The organism is Lysinibacillus sp. FSL K6-0102, from assembly GCF_038003545.1.
Classification (GTDB): domain Bacteria; phylum Bacillota; class Bacilli; order Bacillales_A; family Planococcaceae; genus Lysinibacillus; species Lysinibacillus capsici.
Window position 1 is genome coordinate 1,593,698 of sequence record NZ_JBBOPH010000001.1, and the last position, 18,868, is coordinate 1,612,565.

Sequence of the window (18,868 nt, forward strand, 5' to 3'; positions counted from 1 at the left end):
GCTAACTAAACAATTTGGACAAGTGAGTTCCAAATAGCATATAGACTGCTCAAGTGTTAGGGAAGCGATTAGATAATGGAGCGAAGAAGTGGGATAAACTCTACGTTTATCTCGTTTTTTATTTTATCAAGGTAGTTTAATTAAAAGGTATAATATGTTTAAGCGATAATTAATAGATATTGGTGATAGTAGGCATAATTTAGCTATTATAGATTAATTGAAAGAGGGAGATTGAAGTTGGAACTAGAGTGGCTAATAAAAAATGAAACAGAGAATACAACTTTAGATTTTAAAAGGGAACAATATTTGAAACCAAAGTATTCTGATTTAATAAAAGATGTAATTTCAATGGCAAATACACCTATTGGAAAAAAGAAGTATATTGTTATTGGTATTAAAGAAACTTCAAGTGGTTGTAAAGAGTGTTTTCCAATTAATGAAAAAGAATTTGTTGATAAAGCTACGTATCAACAAATTATCAGAGAGAATATAGAGCCATACATTGAAATTGATTACTATTCATTTAATTTAGATGGAAATTTACTAGGGATTATTGAAATTGATAATTGCGATAATCCACCATATATGTTAAAGAAAAACTTTGGTGATAAGTTAAAAAAAGGCGATATGTTTATTAGAAAAGGAAGTCAGCAAGATAAAATTACTCGAAGCGATTTAGATGAAATACTTGCATTTAAACAAAAAAGCTTATTTAATAACAAAGTTAGTATGGGTTTATCTAAAGATATGGCTGAAAAGTTAAATACAGTTATAGAGAAAGATTATGAGCTTCCATCAAGTAAAGCTAAAAGAGAAATTGAAGGTATTTTAGAAAGAAGAAAATATGGTTTAGTAGTTGAATGGGATATAGGGTTTGATATTAATGATGCATTATTGAGTTCTAATAAAAAGCCTTTATCAAAGAGAACAACTGAGGAATTAGAGCAAATGCTAACTGATATAGAAAGTTATTATCAAGAGGAAGATATGTACTATATTAGCGAGTCATTAAGTATAAAATTAAATGTATTTATTAAAAACAATTCTGAGAAATATATCGAAGATGCGAATATAATATTGAAATTACCTAAATATGAGGGAAATTTAATGGTTTTTGAAGAGATTCCTGAAGAGCCGAATAGTATATTTAATAAATTCAATAGTTTTTATAATCATAATTATCCGATAGTAGAAGAAAATGAAACTCATTTTATTGTTGAATGGAATTATGGAGATTTACCTCACAAGAAGACTGTACAATTTTTTGATGAAGATATTAGAGTGTTTATAAATGGTAATTTAATTGGGGAAAGTGTATTAGTAAATTGTGAATTGTATGGTAAAAACCTACCATCTCCAATTCAAACAAAATTAGAACTTCAAATTAAATAATAGCCACTAAATTTATCACTTTTTATGAAGTAACGTATAGTGTCTAGAAGAAAATTAACTAAAATTTCAACTCAATTAATATTATTTTGCTAGATAAAATTATTATCTCAAGTGAGTAGATATTAAGAAGCTAGGTGCTTACTGAGAGGTTCAAGTAAGTACCTTTTTGATGGGTAACTTTTGAGTTATGAATTAAGTTTGTAATTTAGTACAATGAGAGTAAGTTAATATATCGCATAAAGGAGAATGACGATGCCTGTATATAATAAATTAGTACGAGATAAGATTTTAGAGATTATTGAAGCGGATGGTTTAAAGTATAATGCAAGAATTTTAGAACCGAAGGAACTTCTAGTGGAAGTAAAAGCAAAAATGATTGAAGAAGCTAAAGAGTTTCATGGAACAGATACTGTACAAGAAAGTATTGAAGAATTAGCAGATATTTTAGAATTAGTACATACAGCTATTAATGCGTTAGGTGTAAGTTATGAAGAACTAGAAGCGATTAGAGGACAGAAGAAGGCTAAACGTGGAGGATTTGAAAAGGCGATTTATTTAATTGATGTAGAGGATAAGTAACCTATTTTCAATGGAGTGTTTAGATGAATAATTACTTAGACAATGATAATACTTTGGAATCGAATTTTCGCTCGATATACTTATTTGGTAGAAATGTTGCAACTTATAAATTTGCGTTTGCTAAAACATTACTTGAATTAGGTGAGAGTAATAAAAGTTTTGTGAGCTTAGAAGAAATATCCCCTATATTTGCAAAGTACATGTTAGAGCATATTAGGAACGGGAAACGACAAATAACAAGTCAGTCATCTAAGTTTATTAGTGCCTTGAATTTGTTTCATCAAAACCAAATTACGTGGGAACAGTTACTTGAAGTTACCGAAAAAGTAGGGTTTAACAATGTGATAGATGCCTTTCATAACATTCCTAATGGTGAGCTTGATAAAAAATTTTATGAGAAGTCCATACAAGGAAAGTCGTTAGGGATTACGTTGACTGATAGTATATTTATGTTGAATGGAAGCTCCCAAAAAGAAAATATATTAAGTGAAATTGAAGGTAGATGGAACTTAGTTGAAAACGCATGGACTGAACGAAATCCAAAACTAGAAGTTCAGTTTGATACAGACCTTGAGCAGTTTTTCTTTATAAAGCCTATGACACCACAGCAGTTCATGTTGTCTCATGAAAGAATAAATCTAACTTCTGCTAGAAAACCATTAAACGGATATCAAAAGGGAAAATGCTTCTATTGCTATAAACCGATTTCAATTGAAAGTAACCAATTGAATACTTGTGACATAGACCATTTCGTACCGCTATCAACACAGTTCAACAGTACACATGATTTAGACTTAAATTGTGTTTGGAATCTAGTTCTAAGCTGTCAGGATTGCAATAGAGGTGAAGCTAATGGGAAGTTTGCTAGACTACCTGAAGACCCTCTTTTACAACGATTGTATAAGCGTAATGAGTTTCTAATTGAAAGCAATCATCCACTAAAAGAAACGATTATTATGCGAACAGGGAAAAATCCACAGCAAAGAGCAGATTTTTTAAAACTAATGTATAGACTTGCGGAGACCCTAAGTAGAGCAAAGTGGAAGCCTAAATTTGAGTATGACATTGGATTTTAAAATAGAGCAATGAAAAATATACAGGATGGTACTGTCTTTATAAAAATGTAAAGAGTCTAAAAGTTTACTTGCAAATAGATGACTTTATTATAGTGGGGATTTTTCCACTTCTACTTGCTAACATGGCTAAAAGTAATGTATAGTTACTAATTAATAGAAGGTAAAAGCTCGGTTCTAATTTAGTTTTTTTCGTTTATTTCAGAGAACCCATGATATTAGTGATTTCAGAGACAATAGTTAAAGTCTATTTTCTTGGTAGTAACCCAGGTACAATCCGTGGTGACTACGCAACAACTGTTTCTCACAACATCATCCACGGTTCTGACTCTCTTGCTTCTGCAGAGCGCGAAATCGGCTTATTCTTCGGTGAAGATTTAGTTTAATTTCGAATAGATCAAGCAATCTCAATTTTTTGAGATTGCTTTTTTATTGCGCAAAAAAGGAGAGGGATCATGCCGACGAATAATCTCTTACTAGAAACATATAGAATTGTTAAAAACTTCTTAGTCATGTACAATAAATAATGTAATATTCTGATAATTAAGTGAGGAATAGTTGAGTAGACTCGTCAATAAACTAAGAGGATGACGAGGAAAAGGGGTTATGGACATGAGAGAAGTGGTGATTGTAGCAGCTGTGAGAACTGCTATAGGAAGAAGTAAGGGCGCATTAAGTCAAGTTCGAGCAGATGATTTAGCAGCTGATGTATTACAGGAGGTTGTAAAGCGTGCAGGCATTGGTAAGGAACAAGTAGACGATGTCATTTTGGGGTGTGTGACGCAAACAGCTGAACAAGGGGCAAATATTGCGAGGACCTCTTTATTAATGGCTGGATTCCCCGATAGTGTGCCAGGTGTAACCATTGATCGTCAGTGTGGTTCAAGCCAACAAGCCGTGCACTTCGCAGCACAGGCAATTTTAGCGGGGGATATGGACATTGTCATTGCTGGGGGGGTAGAAAGTATGTCAAGAGTACCAATGGGCTCAAACATGCAACATGCCCATGCTAGTAACCGCTTACAGGAAAATTATGATATTATCCATCAAGGATTATCAGCAGAGAAAATCGCTTCCCAATGGTCTTTATCGAAAGAACAGCTAAATAACTATGCTTATCAAAGCCATCAACGGGCGATTTCCGCCATTAGAGCGGGTCATTTCCAAGCTGAAATACTACCCATTCAAGTTCCACAAGAGGATGGCTCAGTGACAACATTTGCGGTAGATGAGGGTCCTCGTGCAGAAACTACCGTTGACATTTTAAATGGATTAAAAACCGTCTTTCAAGAGAATGGCACGATTACTGCGGGCAATGCGAGCCAAATGAGTGATGGGGCCTCAGCTGTAGTCGTAATGGCATTGGATAAAGCGAGAGAACTAGGCATTCAACCACTCGCTAAAATTGTGACAAGAGTGGTCGTGGGCTCTGATCCGACATTAATGCTGACAGGGCCAATCCAAGCTACTAGAAAAGCATTAGAACGGTCAGGGCTCAACATTGAGGATATCGACACCTATGAGGTAAATGAAGCCTTTGCACCTGTGCCGCTCGTATGGCTGCATGAAATAGGAGGAGACCCACAGAAGCTCAATCCTGATGGTGGAGCCATTGCACTGGGACATCCATTAGGGGCAACAGGTACGAAATTGTTAACGACCATGCTCTATCGAATGGAGCGAGAGAATTATCGTTACGGCTTGTTGGCGATTTGTGAGGGAATGGGAATGGCCAATGCCACGATCATTGAAAAAATGTAAAAGGGGATATGTCTGATGAAGGAACATGAAGTGGTGGCAGTCGTAACAGGGGGTGCCTCTGGTTTAGGAGAGGCAACCGTTCGGAAATTAATAGGACAGGGTGGCAAAGCAATTATTTTTGATGTCAATGATGAGCGTGGACAAGCTCTAGTGGAAGAATTAGGTCAAAATGTCCTTTATGCACGAGTAGACGTCACAAAGGAAGAGGAGGTGGCGACTGGCCTTGAGCAGGCTATTGCAGCTTTTGGCAAGATCAATGTTGCAGTGAACTGTGCTGGCATTGCAGATGCGAGTAAAGTTATTTCGAAGCGTGGTATACACGCCCTTGCGTTATTTGAAAAAGTGATTGCTGTTAATTTAGTTGGCACGTTTAATGTCATCCGTCTAGTGGCAGAAAAAATGCAACATAATGAGCCAAATGAGGATGGACAGCGTGGCGTCATTATTAATACCGCGTCTGTGGCTGCATTTGATGGGCAAATCGGACAAGCTGCTTATAGCGCGTCAAAAGGTGGCGTAGCAGCCATGACGTTGCCAATTGCAAGAGAGCTTGCGGAAATCGGTGTCCGAGTGATGACCATAGCGCCAGGATTAATTGAAACACCAATGTTTGCTTCGTTACCTGAGCCTGCACGAACAGCTCTTGCTCAAATGACACCATTCCCTAAACGACTTGGTAAACCTTGGGAATATGCTCTTTTGGTTGAAAGTATTATCCACAATGGCTTGTTAAATGGAGAGGTCATTCGACTAGATGGTGCCATTCGCATGCAACCGAGGTAACGGCAAAATCTAGTTCAAATAGTTTTTGTTTTGATTGTTTCTAAAATCGTAGATGAAGGGAAGCGGTATCATGCATATGATGGATACACCTTTATTATTAACAAGTTTTTTGAATCGTGCAGAACGATTTTTTCACTCAAAGAAAATCTATTCTCGAACAAGTGCCACTACTATTCACGAATTTACGTATAAAGAATATGTCAAACGGACTCGCCGATTAGCCGATGCTTTGACGAAACTAGGGATGGATCGAGGAATGAAGGTGGGCACATTTGCTTGGAATCACCATCGCCATTTGGAAGCCTATTTTGCTGTACCATGTGCAGGAGCAGTATTGCATATGATTAATATTCGATTATCCCCTGAGCATATTGCCTATGTCATCAATCATGCCGAGGATGAAATATTATTAATAGATGATAATCTGGTGCCACTAATTGCACCTATCGTCTCTCAGCTGAAAACGGTAAAGCATTATATCATTATGGGTGATGCTGTTGCAGTAGAAACTTTACCGATTCCAAATGCTCTTTCCTATGAATCGCTACTTGCGGAGGCAGATGAACATTTCACATTCCCAGAAGATTTAGATGAAAATACACCTGCAGGCATGTGCTATACCAGTGCAACGACGGGCATGCCAAAAGGAGTAGTCTATACACATCGCAGTATTGTACTTCATAGTTTAACAGCTGGTCTTGCTGACAGTATTGCAATTTGTGAGTCGGATGTGGTGTTACCTGTTGTGCCAATGTTCCATGCGAATGCATGGGGATTACCATTTGCCAGTGTCGCATTTGGTTCTACACAGGTCTTACCGGGACCTATGTTTACACCACAGCTATTGCTAGAATTATTTGATGTATATAAAGTTACATTGACAGCAGGTGTACCGACCATATGGCTGGGCGTTCTACAGGAGCAGCGTCAAAACCCTCGTGACCTATCGTCTATGCGATTAATTGTTTGTGGAGGTTCTGCTTCACCAATTGGTCTTGTCCGAGGCTTTGAGCAAGAACTTAATATCCCTTACATGACAGGTTACGGTATGACGGAAACCTCACCTCTTGTAAGCCTATCCACGTATTTAACACATATGCAGGACTATACGGCTGATGAAAAAATGAATGTTCGGATTACACAAGGTATGACGATGCCACTTATTGATACAAGGATTGTCAATGAAAATGGTGAAGTGCCTTGGGATGGCAAAACGATGGGAGAGCTTACGATTAGAGGACCATGGATTGCTAATGAGTATTATCAGGATGAACGAACGGAAGAGGCCTTTAAAGACGGCTGGCTCTATACAGGCGATATTGCTGTGATGACAACAGATGGCTATATAAAAATTACCGACCGTACAAAGGATTTAATTAAGAGTGGTGGCGAATGGATTTCTTCAGTAGAGCTTGAAAATGCATTAATGTCCCATCCAAAGGTCTTTGAGGCGGCTGTTATTGCCATTCCACATGAAAAGTGGTTGGAGCGACCATTAGCTTGTGTCGTAGCAAAGCCAGAGTTTAAGGGTTCGATTACAAAAGAAGAGTTACTAGAGAGTCTACAGCACCAATTCCATAAATCATGGGTTCCTGATGATATTGTTTTCATTGACGAGGTACCAAAAACGTCTGTAGGTAAATTCTTGAAGGCTAAATTACGAGAAGATTTAAAAGAGTATCGCATACAAGTCTAACGATAATGGATAGAATGAGGGTGGTGAAAAACTACCTTCATTTTTTATTGGAATAAATTCCTGAAAAATGAAACTATTTTTTCCATTTTGCCGTATAATCAAAATAACGAAAGGAAGTGAACGGATTGTCAATTGCCATTGTAGCGATAATTGGGGGCGTCATTATTTCTCTAGCTGGAATTTTTACAGACGCTCGTACGAGACAACAAAAAATAAAACTGAAGGCTGTTGAAAAAGAAGTAGAATTAGAAAAGCTTAGGTTAGAAACTTATACGATTGAAACAGAAAAAATGAGACTTGAATTAGAACAGTCGAAAGTATTACTTTTAGAGGAAAAACAAAACGTAAGAAAGTAGATTTGCATACATGAGAAAGACTATTTCAGGATTGGGACTTTTCCGCTATAATGGTAATACGACGCTAGAGGGGAAGATGACCATATGTCTGATTATGAACAGTTTATAGAAGGTATTAAGCGCAAAACAGGAATAGATTTAGCGTTATATAAAGAAGCGCAAATGAAAAGACGATTAACCTCTCTTTATGAGAAAAAGGGCTATCGTAATTTTGTAGACTTTCTAAAGGCACTCGAACAAGATCGTGATTTAATGAATGAATTCTTAGATCGTATGACGATCAATGTTTCTGAATTTTATCGCAATGGAAAGCGCTGGGAAGTATTACAAAAGAAAATATTTCCGAAACTTTTACAAACTAATAAGCGTTTAAAAATTTGGAGTGCGGCTTGTTCGACAGGAGAAGAACCATATTCTTTAGTAATGGTATTATCTCAATTGGTGCCTTTATCTCAAATTCAAATTATTGCCACTGATTTAGATGAGAATGTGATACAAAAGGCGAAGTTAGGTGTCTACCCTGAACGCTCTTTAGCCGAGGTCCCAAGTGATATTAAAGCAAAGTATTTTGAACAAGAAGGCTCCTTCTATCGCGTGAAGGATGAGATTAAGCGTTGTGTAACCTTTAAGAAACATAATTTATTGAATGACTCTTATGACGGCAATTATGATTTAATTGTTTGTCGCAATGTCATGATTTATTTTACAGAAGAAGCGAAAGATCAAATTTATAATAATTTTAGTAAAGCACTGCGCAAGGATGGCGTTTTATTTGTTGGATCGACAGAGCAAATTTTTAATCCAGCACGTTATGAATTTGATGTAGAAGACACGTTCTTCTATCGTAAAAATAATTAATAATATGGATGAAAAGCTTTGTACAAATGACACAATTGTACATAAAGTTGACCAAGCATTAAACATAGATAATTCATACGCTTTTCGCTTATCATAAGCAAAGGCGTATTTTTTATAAAATTAGCTAGGTGTTTTTTATAACTTTCATTCAGAATATTCACATTTAGATCTATGAAAATGGTAACTACTTAAAAGACATTCGTAAAAGGACTGTTTTTTTAAAGAATATATGTTATAGTGAAAAATACATACTTTAGCGAGTTGAAGGGAGAAAGTGTTTATGCGTTACTTAACAGCAGGTGAGTCTCATGGACCTCAATTAACGACAATTATTGAGGGTTTACCGTCACTCTTACCCATTACAGCAGAAAAAATTAATCACGATTTAAAACGTCGCCAAGGAGGTCATGGACGTGGACGCCGCATGCAAATCGAAACAGATACAGTGGAGATTGTAGCTGGTGTTCGTCATGGTCAGACACTTGGATCTCCTGTTGCACTCGTTGTCACAAATGATGACTGGAAGCACTGGACTAAAATTATGGGTGCAGAGCCACTAGCTGATGATATCAATCCTGAAGATATCAAGCGTCAAATCTCACGTCCTCGTCCAGGTCATGCAGATTTAGTTGGAGGCATGAAATATGGTCACCGTGATTTAAGGAATGTATTAGAGCGCTCCTCTGCGCGTGAAACAACTGTACGAGTAGCAGTTGGGTCTGTGGCAAAGGCGTTACTTAATGAACTAGGCATTTCCATTGTTGCACATGTTACAGAGATAGTGGGAATTAAAGCCGATACTTCTTTAATAGAAGGAAAAACAACAGAAGAAATTCGTGCAATTGTCGAAGCGGATCCTTGCTACTGTGTAGATCCAATCGCCTCTGCGAAAATGGTTGAGGCAATTGATGAAGCGAAAAAGGCCGGCGATTCGATCGGTGGTGTTGTAGAAGTCATTGTAGAAGGCATGCCAGCAGGTGTAGGTTCTTATGTACATTATGATCGTAAGCTGGATGCAAAGCTTGCTGCTGCTATGCTATCTATTAATGCATTTAAAGGAGTAGAGTTTGGACTTGGCTTTGAAATGGCACGTCGAAAAGGTTCTGAAGTACACGATGAAATCATCTGGTCTGAAGAAGAAGGTTATACTCGTGCAACCAATCGACTTGGTGGCTTAGAAGGCGGTATGTCAACAGGTATGCCAATTGTTGTACGTGGTGTGATGAAGCCAATTCCTACTTTATATAAACCATTACAAAGTGTAGATATTGAAACAAAAGAGCCGTTTAAAGCGAGTGTTGAGCGCTCTGATAGCTGCGCAGTACCGGCAGCGTCTGTAGTTGCAGAACATGTTATTGCCTGGGAAATAGCGAATGCAATTTTAGAGCAATTCCATAGTGATCAACTACCACAATTACAAGCTCAAATTGACGAGCATCGTCAATATACAAAGGGGTTCTAAGTTATGCGTGTACCAGTAGCAACAAAATCGCATCAATATGAAGTTGTTCTTGGGCATCAATTTCTAACTGAAGCTGTGGAGGCATTTGCTGATAAACTTCAAAAAGCGGATAAGCTCTTTGTGTTTACTGATGTCAATGTTTGGGCAGCACAGGGAGAGTACTTCAAAGCAAATTTCCCGTACCACTTTGAGGTCTTTATTTTGCCAGGTGGAGAAGCGTGCAAAACCTTTGATCAATACAATGCTGCTCAAACATTTTTATTAGAGCAAAAATGCTCCAGAAAATCCTTCATTTTTGCTTTTGGAGGAGGAGCAGTTGGCGATTTAACAGGTTTTGTTGCGGCAACCTATATGCGTGGGATTCCGTTTATTCAAATTCCAACGACTATTCTAGCGCATGATTCCGCAGTTGGTGGAAAAACTGCCATTAATCATCCACTAGGAAAAAATATGATTGGCGCATTTTATCAGCCAGAAGGCGTGATATATGATACAGCTCTTTTAGAAAGTTTATCAGAGCGTGAGGTACGATCGGGAACAGCAGAGTTAATTAAGCATGCCATGATTTCTGACCCGAACTGGCTGGAGGAATTAATGACAGGAGATTCGGTGATCCATTTTAATCAAAATGAACTAGCAAAGCAACTAAAAAAAGGAATTGAAGTGAAAGCACAAATTGTTGCTGAGGACGAAACAGAGCAATCCGTTCGAAAGTTTTTAAACCTAGGCCATACATATGGACATGCAATTGAGGCAGCTGCGGGTTATGGCAAAGTGGCTCATGGTGAGGCGGTTATGATTGGACTCGTCTATTGTCTTCTATTGAGTGAACGATATGGAGAAATTGATCGAACGTTCACCCAATCCTTTTTACAGTTTGCGATAAAAAACGGCTATCCTTTTAAGGCTGTGAGTGATTATTCATTTGAACAATTATCTAGCTACCTAATGAAAGATAAAAAAGCGGAATATGGCATTTTACAATTTGTTCTTTTGGAGAAAATTGGAAAGCCTTTTGTCAAAGCTATTGATTTAGAAGAATGCCAAGAAATAGATGCTGAATATAGACAGTTATTAGCGGAGGTGCTTGTATGATTCGTGGACTTAGAGGAGCAATAACAATTGAATCTGACAAGCCAGAGCTTGTATGGGATGAGACAGCAAGATTAGTGCGTGAGGTTGTGGCAGCAAATAATGTGGACATTGATGATATCGCATCGATCCTCATTTCAACAACGCCAGATATTACCTCAGCATTTCCTGCTCGTGCAGTACGCTTGATGGATGGCTGGCAATATGTCCCTGTTATGTGTACACATGAAATGGATGTGCCAGAAGCATTACCATTATGTATTCGTGTATTAATACATGCAAACGTAGAGGTTGCCCAAAAAGATGTAAAGCACTTGTATCTCAATGATGCAGTGAAATTAAGACCAGATTTGGCTCAGGCTAAATAAGTAGAGGAGATGTTTTAGATGAAGTGGAAACAACAATTGGACGGTATGCAAGCATATAAGCCAGGTAAACCAATTGAAGAAGTACAACGTGAATATGGCTTAAAGGAAGTTATTAAATTGGCATCGAATGAAAATCCATTCGGGTGCTCACCTAAGGTAACAGCTTATTTACAAAATAATGCAGTGAATCATGCACTTTATCCAGATGGCTATGCCCAAAACCTACGTACTGCTGTGGCAAATCATCTAGGTGTGAAAGAAACACAGCTTCTTTTTGGTAACGGCTCTGATGACATCATTGCTATTATTACTCGTGCTCTGTTGTATCCAGGGGTAAACACGGTTATGGCCGACCCTTCCTTCTCTCAATACTGGCACAATGCTGAAATTGAAGGTGCTGAAGTACGTAAAGTGCCTTGTCAAGATGGAGCACATGATCTAGAGGCAATGTTGGCTGCAATTGATGACCAAACTTCTATTGTTTGGGTATGTAGTCCAAATAATCCTACAGGAGTTGTCATTCCTGATGCTGCATTGCGTGCCTTTCTTGCAAAGGTTCCAAGCGATGTCCTTGTCGTGCTTGATGAGGCATACATTGAATATGTTACACATCCAGACCACAAGGATACGTTACCAATCATTAATGAGTATCCGAATGTGCTTTTACTGCGTACATTCTCTAAAGCATATGGCTTAGCTTCGTTCCGCGTAGGCTATGCTATTGGCCAACCTGATGTTATTGCTAAGCTTGATCCTGTGCGTGCACCATTCAATAATACAATCTTAAGTCAAGCTGTTGCTGCCATTGCCCTCAGTGACCAAGATTATATTGAAGCCTGCCGAGAAGCCAATGAAAAAGGCAAAAAACAATATGTAGAATTTTGTGAAAAGCATAATTTAAAATACTTCCCATCTGATACAAACTTTATTTTCTTTGATACCCATGCTGATAGTGATGTTGTTTTCCAAGAGCTGATGAAAAGAGGCTTTATCGTGCGCAGTGGTAATGCATTAGGCTTACCAGGATTTATCCGTGTGACAATTGGAACAGAGGCTCAAAATGCAGCATTGCTTAGCCAACTTGATGAAGTGTTAAAACAACAAGGGGTATTTGCATGACACGCAAAGTACTCGTTATAGGGCTAGGATTGATCGGAGGTTCTATTGCCCTTGCTTTGCAAAAAGCACCGGAAACAAAAATTATTGGCTACGACATGGACGCACAAACACGCGAGCATGCGAAAACATTAAATATTGTGCATGAGATTGTCGCAGATCCACTGGCTGTTGCGGCTGAGGTTGATGTTATTATCTTCGGTACGCCCGTTAATGCAACACTGGATTGGATGGAGCAATTAAAATCATGGCCCTTGAAAAATAAAGTCATCGTAACAGATACAGGAAGTACAAAAAAATTAATTATGCAAAAAGCCAGCGAATTACGAGAACTTGGCATAACGTTTATTGGTGGACATCCAATGGCGGGGTCTCATAAAAGTGGTGTGCTGGCTGCTAAGGCGCATCTTTTTGAAAACGCATATTACATGCTTACACCACTTGCTGGGGAAGAAATTGTTCATATGGCACAGCTTGAAAGTTTGCTGAAATTTACCCATGCAAAAGTAGTCAGTGTATCTGCCAGTGAGCATGATCACATGACAGCGGTGGTGAGTCATTTTCCGCATGTTATTGCGGCCTCACTTGTTCATCAATTAGGCGGCGAAAATGGGGAGTACCCAATGACACGTTCTCTTGCAGCAGGAGGGTTTCGTGATGTGACACGAATCGCCTCTTCCAATCCCATCTTATGGCGAGATATTACGCTGCAAAATCGCGAGGAACTCCTCACGCAATTAGATGGCTGGGAAAAAGAAATGACACGCATTAAGGAACTGCTGATGGAGGGTTCTTCACAGGCTATTGAAAACTATTTTGCAGTTGCCAAAGAACTGAGAGATGAATTACCGATTAGTGCAGGGGCTATGTATACACCATTCGATCTATATGTTGATGTTCCTGACTATCCAGGTGTTATTTCTGAAGTGACGGGCTTTTTAGCAGATGAAGCAATTAGTATTACGAATCTTCGCATCGTTGAATCACGAGAAGATGTTTTCGGTATTCTAGTCATTAGCTTCCAAAGTGAAAATGATCGCGAACGTGCTGCAGCCTGTATTCAAAAACGAGCAAATTTCGAAACGTATATTTCTTAGCATAAGAAAGCGTCGGCATTTCGGCGCTTTCTATCTTCATATTGGAGGGAATAAAGTTCATGAGTGAAAAAGTATTGCAATACAACAAGCCTTCTTTACAGGGCTCTTTAACTGTTCCAGGCGATAAGTCTGTATCTCATCGCTCTGTGATGTTTGGCGCCATTGCTAGTGGAACAACGACAGTAGAGGGTTTTTTACTAGGTGAAGATTGTTTAAGTACAATTGATTGCTTCCAGAAACTTGGCGTTCAGATTGAGGTGGAAGGGACAAATGTAACCATTCATAGTCCAGGGATGGATGGCTGGCAGGAGCCGACAGAAGTGTTATATACGGGTAACTCTGGTACAACAACACGCTTAATGCTAGGCATTTTAGCTGGTTCTACTGTTCACTCTGTCATGACAGGAGATGCATCCATTGGAAAACGACCAATGCGCCGTGTTATAGATCCACTGCGTCAGATGGGTGCACAAATTACAGGGCGTGCAGACGGGCAATATACACCGCTAGCCATTCAAGGTACAAAATTACAAGCCATTGATTACAAGATGCCTGTAGCAAGTGCACAGGTGAAATCTGCTATTTTACTAGCGGGCTTGCGTGCTGAAGGAACAACTATTGTTAGAGAAATGGATGTTTCGAGAGATCATACAGAGCGAATGCTGCGTCAATTTGGTGCACATGTAGAAGTAGATAATGGCGTAGTATCGATTGAAGGAGGACAAGCTCTCAATGGTACGCATGTTTCTGTGCCAGGAGATATATCATCGGCTGCCTTTTTCTTAGTGGCAGGAGCCATTTGCAAAAATAGTCAGCTAACACTAAATAATGTGGGCATTAATCCAACACGTGATGGCATTATAGAGGTGCTGGAAAAAATGGGCGCCACGATGACGGTAACGCCGAATGATGATAATCAAGCTGAACCGACAGCAACAATCCAAATCGCGACATCTTCTTTAACTGGTACAATAATTGAGGGAGACATTATTCCTCGTTTAATTGACGAAATTCCAATTCTTGCATTACTCGCTACGCAAGCACATGGTCAAACGATCATTAAAGATGCCGAGGAGCTAAAGGTGAAGGAGACTGACCGTATCACGGCTGTTGTGACTGAATTGAAGAAACTTGGTGCCCAAATCGAAGCAACAGAAGATGGTATGATTATTGAGGGACCAACGTCTTTAAAAGGAGCAAACCTTCAAACCTATGGCGATCATCGAATCGGCATGATGGGTGCAGTTGCAGCTTTAATAACAGACGGAGCTGTTACACTAGATGATGCACAATGTATTGCTGTATCCTACCCATCGTTCTTTGAGCATATTGAGGCAGTGAGGTAACAATTAAAGAGAGGCTCTCCAAGCTTTTGGGGAGTTTTTTCTTGTTTCAGAGGTAAATGTTTTGTAGCATAAAGGTATCAACGAAAGAATAGGTGAATGACTGTGAACAATGCGATGACTGAAATGATGCAAGCACTTGAACAAGGGGATTTAGCATTAATAGATCAGCTACTAGAATCATTTTTAATGAAGGAGCTACCCGAGGAGATCTATGCACTTGCTGAGATTTTTATGCAGTATGGGTACATGAAGGAAGCTGACCGTGTGCTGGAGCATTTACAATTTTTATTCCCAGAAGAAGCACAGTTAAAAATAGATCGTGCCAATGTCCTAATGGAGCTTGGTAATGAAGATGAAGCATTAGATTTATTATTAGAAATTGAAGAAACCTCCCCAGAATATCCACAAGCGTTATTGGTTTTAGCTGATTATTATCAAATGCAAGGGTTATTTGAGGTTGCAGAAAAGCGTATAAATGAAGCATTAGCGATTTTACCAGACGAGCCATTATTACATTTTGCGAAAGCAGAACTTTTATTTGAAACAGGTCGTTTTTTAGAGGCAGCAAGACTGTATGAGGACTTATATGAGCAGCAAAATGAATTTGCTGGTATTCAACTTGTCGAACGACTAGCGGAGGTTTATCGTGCAGGTGCAGCCTATGAGACGGCATTTGATTATTATGTCAAAGCCCTTGAAGATGAAGTAAAGCCCGATATTTTATTTGGAGCTGCTTATTCAGCCTTCCAGTCACAAAAATACGAGATGGCTATTAAACAACTAGAGGAATTGAAAGAATTAGATCCTGATTACTTCTCAGCCTATTTATTGCTTGCGGAAAGCTATGCAATGACAGAGGATAATCAAAAAGCTTATGCTGCCATTCAAGAGGGGTTAAAGCGTGATGAATATGATAAATCGCTTTATTTATTCGCTGGTAAAATGGCATTGAAAAATGGTTTGCCAGAAGAAGCTGAGCAACATCTTAGAGAAGCTATAGCGCTCGATCCTGAATATATGGAAGCGGTACTGGCACTTATTTCAGTTTTTGGTCAACAGGAGCGCCATGAGGATGTAATCGAGTTATTTGAGACATTACAGCAAAATGATTTTGAATGGAGCACTTTATATCCTTTTGCGGCAGAGGCATATGAAAATTTAGAATTGTACGACCGTGCATACGAATTTTACCGTTTGGCATATAATGATTTTAAGGAAGACGCAACATTTTTAGAAAAATATGTTTACTTCTTATTAGAAGAAGGAAAGCGTTCAGAGGCAAAAGAGGTTCTTGGACAATTAATCAACATTCAACCGGGTGAACCAGAGTGGCAGGAGAAGTTAGAAACCTTAGAATTTGAGTAAAGGAGGGAGTGGGTATGACTGCTTCTGTATCAGTTGTTGATAAAAAAGCATTTGTTCGATGGTTTTTAAAAAATTATCAATTGAAACGTCGTGAGTGTGTATGGATTTTAAATTACCTATTAAGTAATGATGACTTGTTAAAAAGAATCCGTTTTGTGGAAGAAGCTCACTATTGTCCTAGGGCAATGGTGATGTCAACAGTAGACTCAACTGGTGTGCCTTTTCGTTTCTATAAAGGCAATGTGATGACGGCAGATGCTGAGAAGTCTTTCCATGATTTACGCTTACATGAACAAGAAGATATGTATATACAATTGAATTTTCCTAATATACCACCAAGTGCACAATACTTAGCAGTTCTTGAAGAAAACCCTTATATGCCAGAAACACTGCTCGTCAGTGAAAAAGATCGTGTACTGGCAGAAGAGCTGCTTTCTAATAGCTTACTCGTATTCCAAGAAGAGAAATTACTTGCACAAATTGATGAAGCCCTCGACCAGGGAGATGAAGTGCGATTTTATGAATTGTCTAATTTGTTACAAGCATTGAAGGAAACGGCTAATTTACGTTAATTATAGGTAAAAATTGAATGTCCTTTATCCATTTCAATATGGTAACATTACTAGTGAATGATTGTTTTCACTTTTAATTGGGTATCCTATTGAAGAGTGGAAAAGGACATTTTTATTTTGCGATAAAAGGAGGTTTGTTGAATGTATTTTAATGCAAACGATGTAACATCGTTTATGGCACAAAAAGATTTTATTGATACCGCGGTTGTTCCACTTGTATCCATTGATCTCTCTTCTGAAAAAATGAAACAAAGTGGTGCCGAGGTAGATTTTGTCATGTCTTTAACTTCTTTTATAGAGCAGCAGTTTAAAGGTCGACTACTAGTCATGCCACCATTTTCTTATATGACAACTTTAAAAAACGACGATTTACCACAGCAATTAGAAGCACAATTACATAATGCTGGATTTAAGCATGTGTTCTTCATTACTTGTGACCATTATTGGACAAAGAGTGGAGAGATAGTCAATATGATTTGGTTACCAGCGATTCCTTTAGAAAGTATGGATGCCAGTGTGAAAAAATCCATTCTAGAAGATCAATTGCGACAAGTGATTCCAATGCTTTCGACTAAATGGGCACAGATTTAACAATTAGTTTCAATAAATGTTCACATTCTCCAGCTTTCCACAGAATGCTATATTGACCAAGCTATGGACTTGATATATCATATATATGTCCTAGTATTACTATTTGTAAAAGTATGTCCGTTGGACTGACCTTTAAGTTAGAGGGGGGAAAATAATGAGTAATAATCGAGTTTCACGTCGTCAATTTCTAAGTTATACTCTTACTGGTGTAGGTGGATTTATGGCGGCAGGTATGCTAATGCCAATGCTTCGCTTTGCAATTGATCCTGTGCTACAAAAGCATGAGGGTGGGGATTTTGTAAAAACAGAGCATAAAATCGCTGACTTGACTGAAGAGCCTGTAAAAGTGGACTTTTCATATGAACAAGTGGATGCATGGTATAAATCACAGGTTACAGATGTAGCTTGGGTTTATAAAAGTGGCGATCAAATCATTGCCCTTTCACCTGTTTGTAAGCATTTAGGATGTATGGTTGACTGGAATGGAGATTCTGCACACCCAGGTCAATTCTTCTGTCCATGCCACGCAGGACGTTATGAGAAAAACGGGAAAAACATTGCAGGTACACCGCCTCTAGGTCCGTTGGATGAATTTGAAGTACAAGAACAAGATGGCTATTTAATGATTGGTCCAGCTAAAGCAAATTCTCTAGTTAAATAAGTAAGGGGGTACGACAACAGTGCTAAATAAAATTTATGATTGGGTCGATGAACGCCTAGATATTACACCGATTTGGCGTGATATTGCCGACCACGAAGTGCCAGAGCACGTTAACCCTGCACATCATTTTTCAGCATTCGTTTACTGCTTTGGTGGATTAACATTCTTCATCACAGTAATTCAAATTCTATCTGGTATGTTCCTAACAATGTACTATGTACCAGACGTTGTGAATGCCTGGAAATCAGTTTATTATTTACAAAACGAAGTAGCATTTGGTGAAATCGTACGCGGTATGCACCACTGGGGAGCTTCATTAGTTATCGTAATGATGTTCTTACATACACTTCGTGTATTCTTCACAGGTTCTTATAAAAAACCTCGTGAGTTAAACTGGATGGTTGGTGTAGGTATTTTTGGTGTAATGATGGGTCTTGGATTTACAGGATACTTATTACCATGGGATATGAAAGCATTATTCGCTACTAAAGTAGGTATCGAAATTGCAGCATCAGTACCGTTTATCGGTGGGATGATTAAAGTATTATTAGCGGGTGACACAACGATTCTTGGTGCTCAAACGTTAACTCGATTCTTTGCGATTCATGTATTCTTCTTACCTGCAGTATTGTTTGGGTTACTTGCAGCGCACTTTATCATGATTCGTCGTCAAGGAATTTCAGGACCGTTGTAATTGTCT

At 38.5% G+C, this 18,868-nt stretch carries 19 protein-coding genes and 1 pseudogene; all 20 read left to right on the plus strand.

The annotated features are described in order from the left end of the window. Nucleotides 1-237 precede the first annotated feature (237 nt). The 20 genes and pseudogenes from NYE73_RS07895 (at nucleotide 238) to qcrB (ending at nucleotide 18,862) form a co-directional block, all read left to right on the plus strand. Nucleotides 238-1,392, plus strand: a complete 1,155-nt coding sequence (locus NYE73_RS07895) for an ATP-binding protein (RefSeq protein WP_259950021.1) — start codon at nucleotides 238-240, stop codon at nucleotides 1,390-1,392. A gap of 252 nt (nucleotides 1,393-1,644) precedes the next feature. Beyond that, nucleotides 1,645-1,971 (plus strand): nucleoside triphosphate pyrophosphohydrolase, encoded by a 327-nt coding sequence (locus tag NYE73_RS07900; protein WP_259950022.1) that lies wholly within the window; start codon nucleotides 1,645-1,647, stop codon nucleotides 1,969-1,971. A 23-nt stretch (nucleotides 1,972-1,994) separates the two neighbouring features. Then, on the plus strand, nucleotides 1,995-3,047 hold the full coding sequence (locus NYE73_RS07905; protein WP_259950023.1) for an HNH endonuclease domain-containing protein: 1,053 nt from the start codon (nucleotides 1,995-1,997) through the stop codon (nucleotides 3,045-3,047). A gap of 197 nt (nucleotides 3,048-3,244) precedes the next feature. Further along, nucleotides 3,245-3,430: pseudogene (locus NYE73_RS07910) on the plus strand (nucleoside-diphosphate kinase); the annotation flags it as partial. A gap of 226 nt (nucleotides 3,431-3,656) precedes the next feature. Continuing rightward, nucleotides 3,657-4,805, plus strand: coding sequence for a thiolase family protein (locus NYE73_RS07915; protein WP_259950024.1), 1,149 nt, complete (start codon nucleotides 3,657-3,659; stop codon nucleotides 4,803-4,805). Nucleotides 4,806-4,820: 15 nt separating this feature from the next. After that, a complete protein-coding gene (locus NYE73_RS07920; RefSeq protein ID WP_259950025.1) occupies nucleotides 4,821-5,588 on the plus strand; it encodes a 3-hydroxyacyl-CoA dehydrogenase in 768 nt (255 codons plus the stop codon). Between the two features lie 70 nt (nucleotides 5,589-5,658). Beyond that, nucleotides 5,659-7,284 (plus strand): long-chain fatty acid--CoA ligase, encoded by a 1,626-nt coding sequence (locus NYE73_RS07925; RefSeq protein WP_048389825.1) that lies wholly within the window; start codon nucleotides 5,659-5,661, stop codon nucleotides 7,282-7,284. A 125-nt stretch (nucleotides 7,285-7,409) separates the two neighbouring features. Beyond that, complete coding sequence (locus NYE73_RS07930; protein ID WP_048389827.1) at nucleotides 7,410-7,640, plus strand: hypothetical protein; 231 nt, start codon at nucleotides 7,410-7,412, stop codon at nucleotides 7,638-7,640. 84 nt (nucleotides 7,641-7,724) lie between these two features. Continuing rightward, the gene (locus NYE73_RS07935) at nucleotides 7,725-8,498 is read left to right on the plus strand and encodes a CheR family methyltransferase (RefSeq protein WP_048389829.1); all 774 of its coding nucleotides are present in this window, start codon (nucleotides 7,725-7,727) and stop codon (nucleotides 8,496-8,498) included. Nucleotides 8,499-8,778: 280 nt separating this feature from the next. Next, the gene (aroC, locus tag NYE73_RS07940; RefSeq protein WP_004232644.1) at nucleotides 8,779-9,960 is read left to right on the plus strand and encodes a chorismate synthase; all 1,182 of its coding nucleotides are present in this window, start codon (nucleotides 8,779-8,781) and stop codon (nucleotides 9,958-9,960) included. A gap of 3 nt (nucleotides 9,961-9,963) precedes the next feature. Continuing rightward, the gene (aroB, locus tag NYE73_RS07945) at nucleotides 9,964-11,055 is read left to right on the plus strand and encodes a 3-dehydroquinate synthase (RefSeq protein WP_016994409.1); all 1,092 of its coding nucleotides are present in this window, start codon (nucleotides 9,964-9,966) and stop codon (nucleotides 11,053-11,055) included. After that, nucleotides 11,052-11,420 (plus strand): chorismate mutase, encoded by a 369-nt coding sequence (gene aroH / locus NYE73_RS07950; RefSeq protein WP_004232646.1) that lies wholly within the window; start codon nucleotides 11,052-11,054, stop codon nucleotides 11,418-11,420. Before aroB ends, aroH begins: the two co-directional genes overlap by 4 nt. A gap of 18 nt (nucleotides 11,421-11,438) precedes the next feature. Further along, complete coding sequence (hisC, locus tag NYE73_RS07955) at nucleotides 11,439-12,539, plus strand: histidinol-phosphate transaminase (RefSeq protein WP_066037622.1); 1,101 nt, start codon at nucleotides 11,439-11,441, stop codon at nucleotides 12,537-12,539. Further along, on the plus strand, nucleotides 12,536-13,633 hold the full coding sequence (locus NYE73_RS07960; protein WP_048389834.1) for a prephenate dehydrogenase: 1,098 nt from the start codon (nucleotides 12,536-12,538) through the stop codon (nucleotides 13,631-13,633). The genes hisC and NYE73_RS07960 overlap by 4 nt, the downstream gene beginning before the upstream one ends. 59 nt (nucleotides 13,634-13,692) lie before the next feature. Beyond that, on the plus strand, nucleotides 13,693-14,979 hold the full coding sequence (aroA, locus tag NYE73_RS07965) for a 3-phosphoshikimate 1-carboxyvinyltransferase (protein WP_259950029.1): 1,287 nt from the start codon (nucleotides 13,693-13,695) through the stop codon (nucleotides 14,977-14,979). Between the two features lie 96 nt (nucleotides 14,980-15,075). Continuing rightward, nucleotides 15,076-16,344 (plus strand): tetratricopeptide repeat protein, encoded by a 1,269-nt coding sequence (locus NYE73_RS07970; RefSeq protein WP_004232654.1) that lies wholly within the window; start codon nucleotides 15,076-15,078, stop codon nucleotides 16,342-16,344. Between the two features lie 14 nt (nucleotides 16,345-16,358). Continuing rightward, complete coding sequence (locus NYE73_RS07975; protein WP_048389838.1) at nucleotides 16,359-16,916, plus strand: ReoY family proteolytic degradation factor; 558 nt, start codon at nucleotides 16,359-16,361, stop codon at nucleotides 16,914-16,916. Nucleotides 16,917-17,057: 141 nt separating this feature from the next. Further along, the gene (locus NYE73_RS07980; protein WP_048389840.1) at nucleotides 17,058-17,507 is read left to right on the plus strand and encodes a DUF2487 family protein; all 450 of its coding nucleotides are present in this window, start codon (nucleotides 17,058-17,060) and stop codon (nucleotides 17,505-17,507) included. A gap of 154 nt (nucleotides 17,508-17,661) precedes the next feature. Beyond that, the gene (locus NYE73_RS07985; RefSeq protein ID WP_004232660.1) at nucleotides 17,662-18,168 is read left to right on the plus strand and encodes a QcrA and Rieske domain-containing protein; all 507 of its coding nucleotides are present in this window, start codon (nucleotides 17,662-17,664) and stop codon (nucleotides 18,166-18,168) included. A gap of 19 nt (nucleotides 18,169-18,187) precedes the next feature. After that, a complete protein-coding gene (gene qcrB / locus NYE73_RS07990; protein WP_004232663.1) occupies nucleotides 18,188-18,862 on the plus strand; it encodes a menaquinol-cytochrome c reductase cytochrome b subunit in 675 nt (224 codons plus the stop codon). Nucleotides 18,863-18,868: the final 6 nt, after the last annotated feature.

Excerpts from the sequence above, each read along its gene's own strand:
- NYE73_RS07975 (WP_048389838.1), top strand. The coding sequence starts at position 16,359 with ATGACTGCTTCTGTATCAGTTGTTGATAAAAAAGCATTTGTTCGATGG.
- NYE73_RS07915 (WP_259950024.1), top strand. The coding sequence starts at position 3,657 with ATGAGAGAAGTGGTGATTGTAGCAGCTGTGAGAACTGCTATAGGAAGA.
- NYE73_RS07970 (WP_004232654.1), top strand. The coding sequence starts at position 15,076 with ATGACTGTGAACAATGCGATGACTGAAATGATGCAAGCACTTGAACAA.
- NYE73_RS07960 (WP_048389834.1), top strand. The coding sequence starts at position 12,536 with ATGACACGCAAAGTACTCGTTATAGGGCTAGGATTGATCGGAGGTTCT.
- aroA (WP_259950029.1), top strand. The coding sequence starts at position 13,693 with ATGAGTGAAAAAGTATTGCAATACAACAAGCCTTCTTTACAGGGCTCT.
- NYE73_RS07935 (WP_048389829.1), top strand. The coding sequence starts at position 7,725 with ATGTCTGATTATGAACAGTTTATAGAAGGTATTAAGCGCAAAACAGGA.
- aroH (WP_004232646.1), top strand. The coding sequence starts at position 11,052 with ATGATTCGTGGACTTAGAGGAGCAATAACAATTGAATCTGACAAGCCA.
- hisC (WP_066037622.1), top strand. The coding sequence starts at position 11,439 with ATGAAGTGGAAACAACAATTGGACGGTATGCAAGCATATAAGCCAGGT.
- NYE73_RS07925 (WP_048389825.1), top strand. The coding sequence starts at position 5,659 with ATGCATATGATGGATACACCTTTATTATTAACAAGTTTTTTGAATCGT.
- NYE73_RS07900 (WP_259950022.1), top strand. The coding sequence starts at position 1,645 with ATGCCTGTATATAATAAATTAGTACGAGATAAGATTTTAGAGATTATT.
- NYE73_RS07920 (WP_259950025.1), top strand. The coding sequence starts at position 4,821 with ATGAAGGAACATGAAGTGGTGGCAGTCGTAACAGGGGGTGCCTCTGGT.
- NYE73_RS07905 (WP_259950023.1), top strand. The coding sequence starts at position 1,995 with ATGAATAATTACTTAGACAATGATAATACTTTGGAATCGAATTTTCGC.
- aroB (WP_016994409.1), top strand. The coding sequence starts at position 9,964 with ATGCGTGTACCAGTAGCAACAAAATCGCATCAATATGAAGTTGTTCTT.
- aroC (WP_004232644.1), top strand. The coding sequence starts at position 8,779 with ATGCGTTACTTAACAGCAGGTGAGTCTCATGGACCTCAATTAACGACA.
- NYE73_RS07980 (WP_048389840.1), top strand. The coding sequence starts at position 17,058 with ATGTATTTTAATGCAAACGATGTAACATCGTTTATGGCACAAAAAGAT.
- NYE73_RS07985 (WP_004232660.1), top strand. The coding sequence starts at position 17,662 with ATGAGTAATAATCGAGTTTCACGTCGTCAATTTCTAAGTTATACTCTT.